Raw genomic sequence first — 13,218 nt, 5'->3', positions numbered from 1 at the left:
GTCCTGCCGTTTTTGTTTCAGGGTGAGCTGCTGCCAAGGTCTGCAGCGGGGGCAAAGCTGGCTTTGGGACCTTTGAGGGGCTCCCGCTGCTCTGCCTGGGCCAGATAGGCCGCAATGGCTGCTTTGGTGTCCGCGTCCCCGGTATTTTTGTCGGCAAACTTCAGGAAGCTGGTGGCCTTGTCCCACTGTTCAAAGCCATTGGCCAGTATGCGGGCCACCAGGATATAGGCGGGAGCAATCTGGTCGCTGTCCGGGAAGCGTTTGTGGAAGTCCTTCAGCAGTTGCAGGGCCGGCTTCGGCTCGTGCTGCAGGAACAGCAGGTCGGCGCAGGCCACCACCAGATCCGGGTCCTGCGGCTGGAATTGTGGGTCGTGCTGGCGTAGCAGCGTGAGCAGGGTTTTCATGTCCCGATGGCGGCGATGGGCAGCCATCCAGCGCAGCAGCTTGGCGTGGTGGCGGGTCAGCGCGTCCAGGTCATGGCGGGCCAGGGATAGCTGGAAGAGCTGGCTGAGCCGGTTGGGGTTGGCCGGGTCCCGTTTCAGAGCCTCCTCCAGGATGCTGGCGACACGGTTGTAGTTGCCTTCCTTCAGGTTCATGTCGATATCTGCATCCACACGGCGGGAACGATCCCGATTCGGGTCGGCCGGCTGTTCTTCGTCCTGGAAATCACTGGCAAAGCCCAGTTCCTCCTGATACTGGAACAGCAGGTAGCCCAGCATGTGGAACACAATGACGATAAAGACACTGCTCAGAAAGCCGCCCAGGGGGTAGGCGATGACCGGATGGAAGTGCACGAAGGCCATTTCCTGTGCAGCGGCCGAGGCCATGGTCATCAGTATCAGGAAGCCGTAAAGCACGAAGTAGGGCCAGCCAATGGACGAAATCAGTGCGGTGATGTTCAGTGGGTTCAGGGCCGGGAAGATGGAGTCTTCCATGGCCAGGATCATGATGGTTGCAGGCACGGCCAGGTAGGCCAGCGCGGTGACCACGACACCGGGAATCGGCCCCAGCAATGCGAACGCGGATACCACCGCGCCCACCATGACCAGAACAACCACGAAACTCTGCAGGCCAAGGGCAAAACCGTCCCCGGACCAGGCCTCGGCAACCGGGGGTGGTTTCATGTGGCCACTGGCGGTGTGGCGGATGACGGTGTAGCAGTACTTGATCAGCACCAGCAAAAGCACGATGTAAACCAGCCCCCCGATCAGGCCCGGGCTGAGAAACAGTGGCACCAGGGTGCAGACAATGATCACCAGCAGTGGATCGGAGTGGAACGGGTAGCGAAAGAACGCCGATAGCCGCTGCCAGAAAGGCTCGGCTTCCGTCGCCGCGCCCAGGTAACGCATCTGGCGCCCGCAGTGTGGGCACAGACCACTCTGTTGCCGAGGGTTGGCGTCCGGCATGCAGGCGGAACAATAGTGGATCAGGCACTCCCCGCAATGCCACTTGGCAGGTTCGCCGGGGTGGTAATGGCAATCGTTCTTCACAGCGTGGTTTCCTGGAGCAATTGGCCACATGGTTGCAGATTGGAGGGGAACAGGCTACCGGGTCGGTCACAGAATCATACCCACGCGAGCAAGGCATTGAACGGGCGTTGCACACATCACACACATGCGCTTTTTAATTATGTATATTAGTTAATGAATCGCCGGTCCAGGGAGAATCCACAGGGCCGGGTGGCTGTCAATATGACGTAAAGGAAGTCGTTATGAAGCGTGTTTTGCTGGTCCTGCTGGTGGCGGCCGTCGCTGGTGTGTTTTACGCCAACTACCGAATTACCAGTGAGGTGGAGGAGCGGCTGGAAGTGTCGAAGATGGGCCTGTCCATGTTCGGGGAGTTCAGCTGGGGAGATGTGTCGGTGTCGCCCCTGGGTGCGCTGAGTATCACCGACATCCGGTTCAGCCCCCATGGGTTACCGGAGGCATACCGGGTGGACGATATCCGCTTTGAAACCGCCCATCTGTTCGAGCTTTATAACATCGCCTTCCAGCTCGATCAGCTCGAGATACCTGATGAAATGCACATGGTCGTGTCCGGACTCCGGCTGGATATGGATTCCAACCTGTTCCGCGAGCTGGAGGCTGAAGCCTCCGGGCGGGGAAGCCTGATGTCCCGCCTGGTGACGGCCGGCTGTGGTGACCGCGATTACTTCAGCGTGGATGATTACCTGGACATGGGCTACGGCGTGTCGGTATCGGATATGACGGTGGGTTATCGAATGTCCCATTCCGGAACCCGTATGAACCTGGATCTGGACCTGGTGTCCCGGGGGATGATGCAGGTGGATACGGATATGGCTGTGGATCTCAACCCCACCGCCGCTCTGAATGCCTCCACCGTCAGTGATGCCAGCATCAGCCGCGTCAGGGTCGCCATTACCGATACCGGGCTGAACGACCGCCGTAATGCCTTCTGCGCCGACGAGGCCGGGGTGGCTCGCGCCACTTACCCGGAGTACCACCAGCAGGCCTGGATGCGGGAATGGAACCGGGAGGGCCTGGAGCCCAACGAGACCCTGGTGCACGCCTATCGGAGCTTTACGTCGGGCGCCAGTGACACCCTGATCCTGGCCATCGACCCTTACCCGAACCTGGATGCCAATGACCGTGCCATGAGCCTGGACCCCACCTACCTGTCCGGGCGCCTGAGCCCGTCGGTGGCGGTAGCGGGTGCGGACCCACAGCCATTCAGTGTCACCAGCGTGGAACCGGTGGTCGAACAAGTGACGGAAGAGGCCAGTCAGGAAGAGGATGCCCCGGATACGGCTCCACGGGATATTTCCGGAAGCCTTCACCAGCACATCAACCGGGATGTGCGCCTCACCCTGACCGATGGTCAGCGTCTGGACGGGCGCATCAAGAGTATCGGTAACGGCCGGGTGCAGTTCAACCGGCGGCTCCATGGCGGCACCATGGTAGTCCCCATACCGCTGGCTCAGATCAAGCAGGCCCGGCTGGCGGGTGAATGATGCGGATTGTCGGGGGCCCGCTACACGTGCCCCCGGCAGGTGATCAGCCCTCTTTCATACGGTCGGTATAGGGCGGCCAGCCCAGGGGCTTGCCCGCCAGCAGGTGAAGGTGGATGTGAAACACCGTCTGCCCGGAGTTCTCGCCGCAGTTCATGACCACCCGGTAGCCATCGTCTGCAAAACCCATGTCCTTTGCCAGGTGCGCCGCAACCCAGTAGAGGTGCCCCACCAGTTCGCGGTCATCCTGCTGGATGTCATTGATGGTGGCGATGGCCTTCTTGGGGATAATCAGCAGGTGTACTGGCGCCTGTGGGTTGATGTCCCTGAATGCCAGGCTGAGGTCGTCCTCGTAGACAATATCTGCGGGAATCTCGCGGTTGATGATCTTGGTGAAAATGGTTTCCGCCATGTCTGGGTCCTTGTTGGTTGTGTTGGTGGTGATCCGTTTCGCCTCTCTGAAGCCGTCTCGGTGAACGGGAGGCTACCGCTGTCCGGTCAGCCGTCCCGGGCCAGGCGCCCGGTTCAGAAGTGCCTCGACCGGTGCCGGCAGGCCTTCATCCAGGCCCATGGCGTATCGGGCCACACGGTTGCGGGCGAAGGGCAGGCCCTGGGCCAGGCCCAGGCCCAGATTGCGGGCCGCCCAGACCGGTGTCAGCGAATTGCTGAACAGATGGTAGAACATATCCATGGTCAGCATCATACGGCGGTTGGCCGGGCGGCGCTGCTCCTCGTAACGGGCCAGCAATGCCGGTGCCGCCGGATCCTGGCCCTTGCGCCGTGCTTCATCCAGCAGTTCCTGAAGGCAGCGGGCGTCCTGGAAGCCCAGGTTGACTCCCTGGCCGGCCAGCGGGTTGATGGTGTGGGCGGCGTCCCCGGCCAGCACCACGCGGCCCCGGGAATACTGGTGGGCATGCTGGCGGGCAATGGGGAAGCTGGCCCTCGCGGACAGGGCGGTGAGCGGGGGCAGCTCGTCCGGGAAAGCAGCCTGAACCCGGGCCAGGAAATCCGCTTCCGGCAGCGCCTTGAGCTCGGCCAGGGTCTGCGGAGCGTCATACCACACCAGTGATGCCCAGCTCTCTCCGGCGTGGGCCGGGCCGGCATCGTGCAGTGGCAGGAAGGCCCGCGGGCCGGTGCTATGGAAGGCTTGCCAGGTGATGTCCTGCGGCGCCCCCCGGTAACGGACGCTGGCCACCAGCGCCTGCTGCTGGTACTGGTTGCGGGTGACGCCAATACCGGCCAGCTGGCGCACTCGTGATCCTGCGCCATCGGCCCCGATCACCAGGCGGCCGCGAACGGCGGTGTCGTCTTCCAGGGTGGCCGTGACGCTGTCGCTCTGCTCCTCCAGCCGCTGAATGCCAGACCCGGAGAACAGGGTGATCTCGTCCTGCCCACTGGCGCGTTTCCAGAGAGCGGTCTGGGTGACGCGGTTTTCCACTATATGGCCCAGATGCGAGGCTTTCAGGTCCTTCGCGGAGAAGGTGGTCCGGGGCGGCTGGCCGGGCAGCCACTGGCTGATGGGATGATCGCGGGCCTCCCAGACCGACAGGCGCAGGTAAGGGGTGGCGCGCATGGCCATCATGTCGTGCCAGACACCAAGGCTGCGGAGGTAGTTTTCACTGCCCGCACTGAGTGCCGACACCCGGATGTCGGGGTCGTCATGGTCACTGAAAGCCGGGGCCTGTCCCTGGTCAATCAGGGCAATGGTGTGGCCCCCGCTGGCAAGGCCATTGGCAATGGCGGCGCCAACCATGCCGGCGCCGACCACGATAAAGTCGAAGGTCTGAGTCATAAGAGCGTTCCTGGTCAGATGCCCCAGTTTACGGACCTTGCCGGTGCAGGCAAGCGGGCATCCTTGTCCGGGCTCAATATCCGGCCAGTTCCCAGTGCTCTATCTGTTCATCCGACGGTACGCTGCTTTTGCGCCGGCGCTGCATCCACGCCGGTTTTTGGGTGCCCGGGCGGATGAACCCCTTCTCGATGACCACCGGGTCCACCAGTGCCAGGAAATCGTCGGTCTTCATGTGGATGGATTCTTCATGGGAGCCGGCCGGGAAAGCGATATCCGGCTGCTGGGTCAGTGCTTCGCAGCAGTAGACCGCCATGTCAAAGAGGTTGCCGAAGGGCGGTATGGCGCCCACCTCGCAGTCGGGAAAGCGATCCTTGAATTCCATCTCGTCGGCCAGTTCCAGGAAGTCGGTTTCCAGGACATTGCTCAGACGATCCCAGTGAATGCGCCAGGTGGATGGCATGACCAACATGGCCATCTTGCCATCCAGTTCGATGATCACCGTCTTGGCCACCCGGTCGCCGGGTATATGGCCATGGTGGGCGAGTTGCTGGGCAGTATAGGCGGGGGGATGGGAGAGGGCGATGAAATCGGCCCCGGACTTCTTGAGGAAGGCTTTCAGCTTTTTTCCCGGCATAGTGCTACCTCCTGCCAGTGCGACGTATTGGCTGTGCCATGACGGCACGCAGCTATTGTCCAGCTTAGTCATTTGCACGGGGATTGCGAGAGGGTGGAGCGAAAGACTGTGATCCAGGACGCTTGTGGATCATGACGGGATTGGTGTAACCAGAAGGAGAGCCGCCCCATGGCAGGGCGGCCCTTCGGGAGCCGGGATTATTCGGCGTCGGTTTTGCCTTGCTGGTAGACGTGAAGGTCCCGCTGGGGGAACGGGATGGTAATGCCTTCGGCATCGAACGCCTTCTTGATTTTCTCGTGCATGTCCCAGTAGACCGGCCACAGGTCGTCGGTCTTCGTCCAGGGGCGGACAATGATGTTGACCGAACTGTCCCCCAGAGATCCCACCGAGATGCGCGGTTCGGGTTCCGGCAGTACGCGTTCGTCGTCCTCCAGGCAGCGCTTGATAATGGCCCTGGCCTTGTCGATATCGTCATCGTAATGGATGCCGAAGGTCATGTCGCAGCGGCGGGTGTCATAGAAGCTGACGTTCACCAGCGACGAGTTGGCCAGGGAGCCGTTGGGGATGATAACGCGGCGATTGTCGAAGGTGTTGACGATGGTGTACAGGATGTTGATTTCGTCAACGGCGCCGAGGAACCCCTCGGCCTCAATGGTGTCACCCACCTTGAAGGGCTTGAAAATCAGGATCAGTACCCCGCCGGCGAAGTTGGCCAGGCTGCCCTGGAGGGCCAGGCCGATCGCCAGGCCGGCGGCACCAATAATGGCAATGAACGAGGTGGTGGCAATGCCCACCATGGAGGCTACGGAAATAAGCAGCAGAATCTTGAGGATGATGCTGACCAGGCCGCACAGGAAACTGTTGAGGCTGGGGTCCTTGGCCTTGAGCCGGGCATCGAGGAGGTTGACGACCCGGTGGATCAGCCAGAGGCCCACCAGCAGGGTGATAATGGCCAGCAACACCTTGGGGGCGTACTGAATGAGCATCTCAACACCTGTGTCGATCCATTCGCTGGCCCTGCCACTTGCGCTAAATAGCTCTTCCATACTGTCTCCTGATTTTTTTGGTGATTTCGGGTCCTGAAGGGAAGCCTCAGGGGCCAGCTGGCGCCCTGGCTGAGCAATCCGGGCGACTCCGGTTTATACGGTCCTCGCCCGCTGAGCCCATTCCATCAGCGCATCCGGGCCGCCAGTCATGGTGATGCGACCGGATTTCTGGCCGAGCTGGTAGTCGTACATGGGATCATAGTAGTCGGTCAGTAGCGACTTGATCCAGATTTCGTGACCGGACAGATCCCCTGTCCGGGCCTGTGTCTCCAGTGCCTCCTCCATGATCCCGCGCAGTCGCTGATGGCGCTCACCGCCGAGGCGCTTGCGGATACGGTCCAGGGCGCTGAGCAAATAGTCGCAGAAGTTTTCCCAGCCGGCTTCCTCCCCATCGCGATCCTGGTAGTCGCGCACCATGGCTTCCACATAGTCTTCACGGATAATGGCGACGCGTTCGGCCATGGGCCTTTCCAGGACCAGAAGCGGTGCTGATGCCATACGCTCGCTCAGCTCCGGAGGCAGATTGCAGCGCCCCACCAGGCGGCTCTCGTCTTCCAGATAGATGGGGCCACCCCTGTCCTGTGCCTTGAGCATGGATACCGCCATCGCGTTTTCAAAGTCGATCTGGGCCGGCTGCGGTGTGACCTGCCGGCCAAAGCTGGAGCCACGATGATTGGCCAGCCCTTCAAGGTCCACCGGGTTCGGCATGTGATGCAGTACCCGGGTTTTGCCAGTGCCGGTCCGGCCACTGATTACGTGGAAGGTGCCCTGTTGGATGACCTCATCCAGCGAGTCGATCAGAAAACGGCGCAGCGCCTTGTAGCCACCCGTGACCAGTGGGTAGTCGATACCGGCTTCCCGGAGCCATTGCTGGGTCAGACGGGAGCGCAAGCCGCCGCGAAAGCAGAACAGGTAACCCTCCGGATGCTGGATGGCAAACCGTTTCCAGGCGGCGATGCGCTCGGCCTTGATATCACCGGAAACCAGTTGATGGCCCAGGCGGATGGCCTCTTCCTGGCCCTTTTCCTTATGGCAGATGCCCACCCGGTGACGTTCGTCGTCGTTCATCAGGGGGGCATTGCTGGTATTGGGGAAGCTGCCCCGGGCGTACTCGACAGGCGCACGCACGTCCATCAGCGGAATGTCGTTGAGAAAGAGCTGGCGGAACTGGTCGGTATCGGGTCGGGTACTCATGCCTGCGGGGTGTCGTCTGTTGGATATGGGGGCGCCAGTATAACGGATGAGCCGGGGGGCTGTCGTGACCGTATCGGGAGGGGCCACTTTCCGGGTTCGCCCGTGTAGAATACGCCCGTTGCGAATGCCGAGACGACCCATGACTGACCATCACATCATTCCCGAAGACCTGACCCGGATCATCAGGCGTACGCTGCCCCACGGGCGGCTGGCGGTATCGCGCCCGGCCGGCTGCCCGTCATTGCGGCTTTATCTGTTTGATCCCCGCGTGCTGGAAGGCCCCCTCAGCCACGAAGATGCCCAGGCGGTGGTGGCGGAGCCGGCCTACTGGTCGTTCTGCTGGGCCAGCGGGCAGGTGCTGGCGCAATGGATTCTGGACCACCCGGGCACGGTAGCGGGCAAACGCGTGCTGGATTTCGGCTCGGGCTCGGGCATCGTGGCCGTGGCGGCGGCCATGGCCGGGGCCGCCGAGGCGATTGCCTGTGATCTTGATCAGGATGCCCTGGCGGCTGCCAGGGCCAACGCCCGGCTCAATGGTGTCAGTGTCACCCTTTGTGACGACTGGTATCGGCGACCGTCGTCGTTGGATCTGATTACCGCGGCTGATGTGCTCTACGATCGGGATAATCGGCCATTCCTGCAAGCATTCCGGGAAGCGGCCGGGGGCGTATTGCTGGCAGACTCGCGGATAAGGGATCTGGAAGAGCCGGGGTACGATGTGCTGGGAATGGTGTCGGCCACCACCTGGCCGGATCTGAACGAGTTCGAGGAATTCAATCAGGTACGATTGTACCGGTCCGGCGAGGAGACACCGGAAAAGACGGTGCGCACGGGCGATGGGGTAAAGATCGGGGTGTGAAAAAAGAAGAGGGCAACCCTTGCGGATTGCCCTCGTCGGAACAGGTCGTGGCTTCCATGCTCTGTCGCAACCGTCCTGTTGCAGTATTGTCCTTGCCAGGTCCCTGGCGCCAGCATCCGAGCCAGCGGTCCGTAATTAGGTTTCCCTTAAGCCTTCTTTCCGTAGGGTCCCTGCTTCCCCTCACGATCCTGTGAGGAGCATCCAATGCGTCTTCCCTTTCCTTGTCATCCTTGACGGTTCCCATCTTACCAAGGGAAAAATTCCAGGCGCATGACAAAACCGTGATGTTTCCGTCTCGGAGTGATGCTGGAAACTCCAGGTCCTTTAAAAACAACAAGGTAGATATTTCGGCTGCCAGAGATTTCGCATTGCCCACGGGAAGTTCTGGCAGATTCTCACGCCAATGTAGGAAATATCGCACACGGGGAATGGCGAAATTCGCTAATCCGGTTGTCAGGCGGCCGGGCGAATACCTGTCAGCCGGAAAAAAAGTGACATCAGGCTGTAGCCGATGGTGATGCCAATGACGTCGGCGAGCAGGTCAGAGAGCGCGAAATCCCGCCAGGGCGTAATCGACTGGCCCAGTTCCAGCGCCAGCCCGAACCCGGTGAGCACCAGCAGTGGCGGTATCAGCCCGAGCCGGGGCCATCCCAGGCGGGTGAGCATGGCCAGCTCCATGAAGGCCAGCAGATGATTCACCTTGTCGCTGGCCGCCGAGGGAATCGGGTAGGGCTCGCTGGTGAAGCCCAGCCAGGTAATCGAGACAATGGAGATGCAGAACAGGGTTCGCCAGAGAAGTTGACAGGCAATCAGCTTATGAATGGATTCTGGTAGTCGCATAACCCGTCCGGTTGAGGTAGTACGGGGAACTCTGATGACTTATCACGTTCAGCGGCTCCCCGGCTTCATGATATGCTTTGCGCCCCGTTACTGCCACGCGTCATGAGGCTGCGAGCATGTTGCAAGGTAATTTTTTCAAGGGCCTGGGTTACCTTGGCGAAGGTTTCGGGCTGATCCGGCAGCCAGGGTTGCGTCTGTTCGTCATCATTCCTCTGATTCTCAACCTCCTGTTGTTCGTGGCTCTGATCTGGGCCATGGCCGAGGGCTTTGCCCTGTTGATTGCCACGGTCATGGCCTGGTTGCCTGACTGGCAGTGGCTGCAGGCCCTGGACTGGCTGTTCTGGCTGCTGTACGCGCTGGTGATATTGCTGCTGTTCGCGTACGGCTTTGTGATCATGGCCAATCTGATTGGTTCCCCCTTTTACGGGTTCCTGTCGGAACAGACGGAGAAGTATCTTACTGGTCAGGAGATGAGTGACGACGGTGGCTGGATGCAGATACTGAAAGACATTCCCCGCGCACTGGGCCGGGAAATACAGAAAATCGTCTATTATCTGCCACGGGCACTGCTGCTTTTTATCATCGGGGTGATCCCCGTGGTCAACCTGGTGGCGGCGGTGCTCTGGTTTGCCTTTAACTGCTGGATGATGTCTCTGCAGTACGTGGACTATCCGGCGGACAACCATCGTGTCAGTTTCGGGGCCTTGCGTCGCCGTCTGGCGGCGCGCCGCCTCAGTGCCCTTGGGTTCGGTTTGCCTGTGGCCCTGCTGGCGATGGTGCCGGTGGTGAACCTGTTTGTGGTACCGGCGGCTGTCTGTGGCGCTACCGCTTTCTGGATCAGGGAGCCTGATCCCACGGCGATCGCGCATCGTTAAATCTGGTTCGGCCCATTACAGGCCGGTCTACACCATCATTGAACTGTTTGGGAGGATTCTTGGAAGCACCTGCTTTTGCCATTGGCCAGCGCTGGGTCAGTCATTCGGACGCGGGCCTGGGCCTGGGTATTGTTACGGAAGTGGCCGGTCGCACGGTGACCCTGGGGTTCCCGGCCGCCGATGACGAGCGTACCTATGCCATTGATAGCGCGCCCTTGTCCCGTATCGCCTTCCAGATGGGAGAGGACATCGAACTCTTTGATGGCCAGGTGCTGACCGTGCAGGCGGTGGAGGACCGCGGTGGCGTGCTAATCTACCATGCCGTCGACGACAGCGGCAACCTGCAGGAGATCTCAGAGGTCCGGCTGGCCAGCCAGGTCAGTTTCTCGGCGCCCCATCAGCGGTTGTTCGCCGGCCAGTTTGATCGCAACGGGGCGTTTCGTCTGCGCCTGGCCACTCTGGAGCATCAGGATCGCCTCGCCAGGTCACCGGTGCAGGGGCTGCTCGGGGCACGTACCCAGCACCTGCCTCATCAGCTGTACATCGCCCATGAAGTGGCCCGCCGATACGCGCCCAGGGTGCTGCTGGCGGACGAGGTGGGGCTGGGCAAGACCATCGAGGCAGGCCTGATTCTTCACTATCAGTTGCACACAGGGCTGGCTCGCCGGGTGCTGGTGGTGGTTCCGGATTCGCTGGTTCACCAGTGGCTGGTGGAAATGCTGCGCCGCTTCAATCTGCGGTTTTCCATCGTTGACCACTCCAGTTACGAGGCGCTTTCCGAGCCGGACCCTGAGTTCGACGAGGAACAGCCCAACCCGTTCGACCAGAGCCAACTGGTGCTGTGTTCCCTGGACTTCCTGACCGGAAACACCCTGGCCCAGCGGGACGCGGTCGCCGCGGGCTGGGACCTGATGGTGGTGGACGAGGCGCACCATCTGGGCTGGAGCCCCGAACAGGCTAGCCCGGAATATTCCATGGTGGAAAGTCTGTCGGAGGAGACGCGGGGCCTGCTGCTGTTGACGGCAACACCGGAGCAGGCCGGCGAGGAAAGCCACTTTGCCCGCCTGCGGTTGCTGGATCCGGCTCGCTTCCATGATCTGGAAGCCTTTCGGCAGCAGGAGCAGGACTATCAGACCATCAACCAGGTGGTGCGGGAGCTGCTGGCGTCGGGACAGCCACCGGGGGCGGAACGTCAGGCCCTGCTGAAAACATGGCTGGGTGACGATCTGGATGAACTGATGTCGTCCGCGGACCCGGTCCGTGCCATTGTCGATGCCCTGCTGGATCGCCATGGCACCGGCCGGGTGCTGTTCCGCAACACCCGTGCTTCCGTAGGGGGCTTTCCGGAGCGTCGCCTGCATACTGTGGCTCTGCCGTGCCCGGAGCTTTACCAGCGTGAAGGCGAGGTCTTCGGAGAGCCGGGCCTGACGCCGGAGTATCGGTTTACCGATGAAACCTGGCTGGCGCAAGACCCCCGGGTGCAATGGCTGGAGCAAACCCTGAAGGACCTCAGACGAGAGAAGGTGGTGGTGATCTGTGCCCACGCCGAGACCGCCATGGCTCTGGAGGTTCATCTGCAGCTGCGGGCCGGTATTCGCAGTGCTGCCTTTCATGAGCACCTGAGCCTGATCGAGCGGGACCGGGCGGCCGCCTATTTTGCCGAGGACGAGCAGGGTGCCCAGGCACTGATCTGTTCGGAAATCGGCAGCGAGGGGCGCAACTTCCAGTTTGCCCGACACCTGGTGCTATTTGATCTGCCGGCCAACCCGGACCTGCTGGAGCAGCGTATCGGGCGGCTGGACCGGATCGGTCAGGGCGAGGTGATCGACATCCATCTACCTTACCTGCAGGGCACTGCCGGTGAACTGCAGATGCAGTGGTTCCACGAAGGGCTCAACGCTTTCGAGCAGAGCTGTGCCATCGGCATGCCGATTTTCGGGCAGGTCAGGGACCAGTGGCAGGCGGTTATTGATGGTGACCGCGGTCAGGCCGGTGAGCTGGTCAGCCGGACCGCTTCGCTGGCGGAAGGCCTCCGGGTGAAGCTGGAAGCCGGGCGTGATGCCCTGATTGAGCTGAACTCCTGCCGCCCGGAAGAGGCAAATGCGCTGATCGAGGCGATTGAACAGGAAGAGGACGATGGCCGGTTACGGGATTATCTGCACACCGCCTGCGACATTTTCGGTGTGGATGTGGAGGAGCACTCTGCCGACACCGACATCATGCGCCCCAGTGAACAACGCCATTCGGGCCAGCTGGAGCTGGTGCCCGACGATGGCATGACGGCTACCTATAGCCGGGAGAAGGCACTGCAGCGGGAGGATATCGCCTTCATGAGCTGGGAACATCCGGTGGTGACCGGGGTGATGGACTACGTACTGGGTGCGGGGCTTGGCAAGGCCGCCCTGTCCACCATCTCGGTCAAGGGTCTGCAGCCGGGTACGGTGTTGCTGGAAGCGGTGTTCGTGGTGCATTGCCCAGCGCCGGAACAGCTGCAACTGTCCCGTTATCTGCCGTTGTCCCCGCTGCGGCTGCTGGTGGATGTGAACGGTCGTGACCTGTCTTCGGTATTGCCCCATGATCGTCTCAACGGCCTGTGTTCCAACATCCCGCGCCGCACCGCCCAGTCGGTGGTGCCCAGGGTGAGGGCTGAGGTCGAGACCATGGTGGAGCACGCGCGGGAGCTGGCGGAGCCTCGGTTCGAGCCCGGTCGCGAGGCTGCGCTCGAGCAGGTGCGCGGCATGCTGCAGCCGGAAATCCAGCGTCTGGAGGCACTGCAGCGGCACAACCCCGCCATCCGCGATGAGGAAGTACAGTACTTCCGCGAACAGCTGGATGCTGCCGAAACGGCGATCAGCCGGGCAGAGCTGTCACTGGAGGGGATACGGGTGGTCATCAGCGCCTGATCAGCCATCTGACTTGTTCAGAAGGGATACTGGTGTTCACACTAGCCAGTTCCCATCCGTTCCGGTAGTTTTGACGTAACAACGCGTTGAAGATCAAGGATGGCCTG

11 protein-coding genes are annotated in these 13,218 nt (G+C 61.5%); 4 read left to right on the top strand and 7 right to left on the bottom strand.

Annotation, left to right across the window (positions count from 1 at the left end):
- Positions 1-17: 17 nt before the first annotated feature.
- A complete protein-coding gene (locus tag IE079_RS00520; RefSeq protein ID WP_189571265.1) occupies positions 18-1,490 on the bottom strand; it encodes a DUF4013 domain-containing protein in 1,473 nt (490 codons plus the stop codon).
- Positions 1,491-1,711: 221 nt separating this feature from the next.
- On the opposite strand from IE079_RS00520, the gene IE079_RS00515 reads away from it, so the two are divergent.
- On the top strand, positions 1,712-2,971 hold the full coding sequence (locus IE079_RS00515) for an LSm family protein (RefSeq protein WP_189571262.1): 1,260 nt from the start codon (positions 1,712-1,714) through the stop codon (positions 2,969-2,971).
- Positions 2,972-3,014: 43 nt separating this feature from the next.
- On the opposite strand, the gene IE079_RS00510 is transcribed toward IE079_RS00515, so the two are convergent.
- From IE079_RS00510 to mnmH, 5 genes are all read right to left on the bottom strand, one after another.
- Positions 3,015-3,380: a histidine triad nucleotide-binding protein gene (locus tag IE079_RS00510; RefSeq protein WP_189571259.1), complete on the bottom strand. Its 366-nt coding sequence runs from the start codon at positions 3,378-3,380 to the stop codon at positions 3,015-3,017.
- Between the two features lie 72 nt (positions 3,381-3,452).
- Positions 3,453-4,760, bottom strand: a complete 1,308-nt coding sequence (locus IE079_RS00505) for an FAD-dependent monooxygenase (protein WP_189571256.1) — start codon at positions 4,758-4,760, stop codon at positions 3,453-3,455.
- A gap of 73 nt (positions 4,761-4,833) precedes the next feature.
- The gene (locus tag IE079_RS00500) at positions 4,834-5,394 is read right to left on the bottom strand and encodes an aminoacyl-tRNA deacylase (RefSeq protein WP_189571253.1); all 561 of its coding nucleotides are present in this window, start codon (positions 5,392-5,394) and stop codon (positions 4,834-4,836) included.
- 197 nt (positions 5,395-5,591) lie between these two features.
- Positions 5,592-6,440: a mechanosensitive ion channel family protein gene (locus IE079_RS00495; protein WP_189571250.1), complete on the bottom strand. Its 849-nt coding sequence runs from the start codon at positions 6,438-6,440 to the stop codon at positions 5,592-5,594.
- A 93-nt stretch (positions 6,441-6,533) separates the two neighbouring features.
- Positions 6,534-7,634 carry a tRNA 2-selenouridine(34) synthase MnmH gene (gene mnmH, locus IE079_RS00490; protein ID WP_189571247.1) on the bottom strand — a complete coding sequence of 367 codons (1,101 nt, stop codon included), beginning with the start codon at positions 7,632-7,634 and terminating at the stop codon, positions 6,534-6,536.
- Between the two features lie 139 nt (positions 7,635-7,773).
- On the opposite strand from mnmH, the gene IE079_RS00485 reads away from it, so the two are divergent.
- The gene (locus IE079_RS00485; RefSeq protein WP_189571244.1) at positions 7,774-8,493 is read left to right on the top strand and encodes a 50S ribosomal protein L11 methyltransferase; all 720 of its coding nucleotides are present in this window, start codon (positions 7,774-7,776) and stop codon (positions 8,491-8,493) included.
- 453 nt (positions 8,494-8,946) lie between these two features.
- Here the strand turns inward: IE079_RS00485 and IE079_RS00480 are convergent, their stop codons facing one another.
- Positions 8,947-9,333 (bottom strand): VanZ family protein, encoded by a 387-nt coding sequence (locus IE079_RS00480; RefSeq protein WP_189571241.1) that lies wholly within the window; start codon positions 9,331-9,333, stop codon positions 8,947-8,949.
- Positions 9,334-9,449: 116 nt separating this feature from the next.
- Between IE079_RS00480 and cysZ the strand changes: the two genes are divergently transcribed.
- Positions 9,450-10,208, top strand: coding sequence for a sulfate transporter CysZ (cysZ, locus tag IE079_RS00475; RefSeq protein WP_189571238.1), 759 nt, complete (start codon positions 9,450-9,452; stop codon positions 10,206-10,208).
- 59 nt (positions 10,209-10,267) lie between these two features.
- Positions 10,268-13,111, top strand: a complete 2,844-nt coding sequence (gene rapA / locus IE079_RS00470) for an RNA polymerase-associated protein RapA (protein ID WP_189571236.1) — start codon at positions 10,268-10,270, stop codon at positions 13,109-13,111.
- The last annotated feature ends 107 nt before the right edge of the window (positions 13,112-13,218 follow it).

Origin of the sequence: Marinobacter zhanjiangensis, from assembly GCF_014651935.1 — a bacterium.
GTDB classification, from domain to species: domain Bacteria; phylum Pseudomonadota; class Gammaproteobacteria; order Pseudomonadales; family Oleiphilaceae; genus Marinobacter; species Marinobacter zhanjiangensis.
This window is presented reverse-complemented; position numbering and strand designations above follow the sequence as displayed.

Coding starts and splice junctions, on each gene's coding strand:
- IE079_RS00500 (WP_189571253.1), bottom strand. CDS start 5,394: ATGCCGGGAAAAAAGCTGAAAGCCTTCCTCAAGAAGTCCGGGGCCGAT.
- IE079_RS00480 (WP_189571241.1), bottom strand. CDS start 9,333: ATGCGACTACCAGAATCCATTCATAAGCTGATTGCCTGTCAACTTCTC.
- cysZ (WP_189571238.1), top strand. CDS start 9,450: ATGTTGCAAGGTAATTTTTTCAAGGGCCTGGGTTACCTTGGCGAAGGT.
- IE079_RS00485 (WP_189571244.1), top strand. CDS start 7,774: ATGACTGACCATCACATCATTCCCGAAGACCTGACCCGGATCATCAGG.
- IE079_RS00510 (WP_189571259.1), bottom strand. CDS start 3,380: ATGGCGGAAACCATTTTCACCAAGATCATCAACCGCGAGATTCCCGCA.
- IE079_RS00515 (WP_189571262.1), top strand. CDS start 1,712: ATGAAGCGTGTTTTGCTGGTCCTGCTGGTGGCGGCCGTCGCTGGTGTG.
- IE079_RS00505 (WP_189571256.1), bottom strand. CDS start 4,760: ATGACTCAGACCTTCGACTTTATCGTGGTCGGCGCCGGCATGGTTGGC.
- mnmH (WP_189571247.1), bottom strand. CDS start 7,634: ATGAGTACCCGACCCGATACCGACCAGTTCCGCCAGCTCTTTCTCAAC.
- IE079_RS00495 (WP_189571250.1), bottom strand. CDS start 6,440: ATGGAAGAGCTATTTAGCGCAAGTGGCAGGGCCAGCGAATGGATCGAC.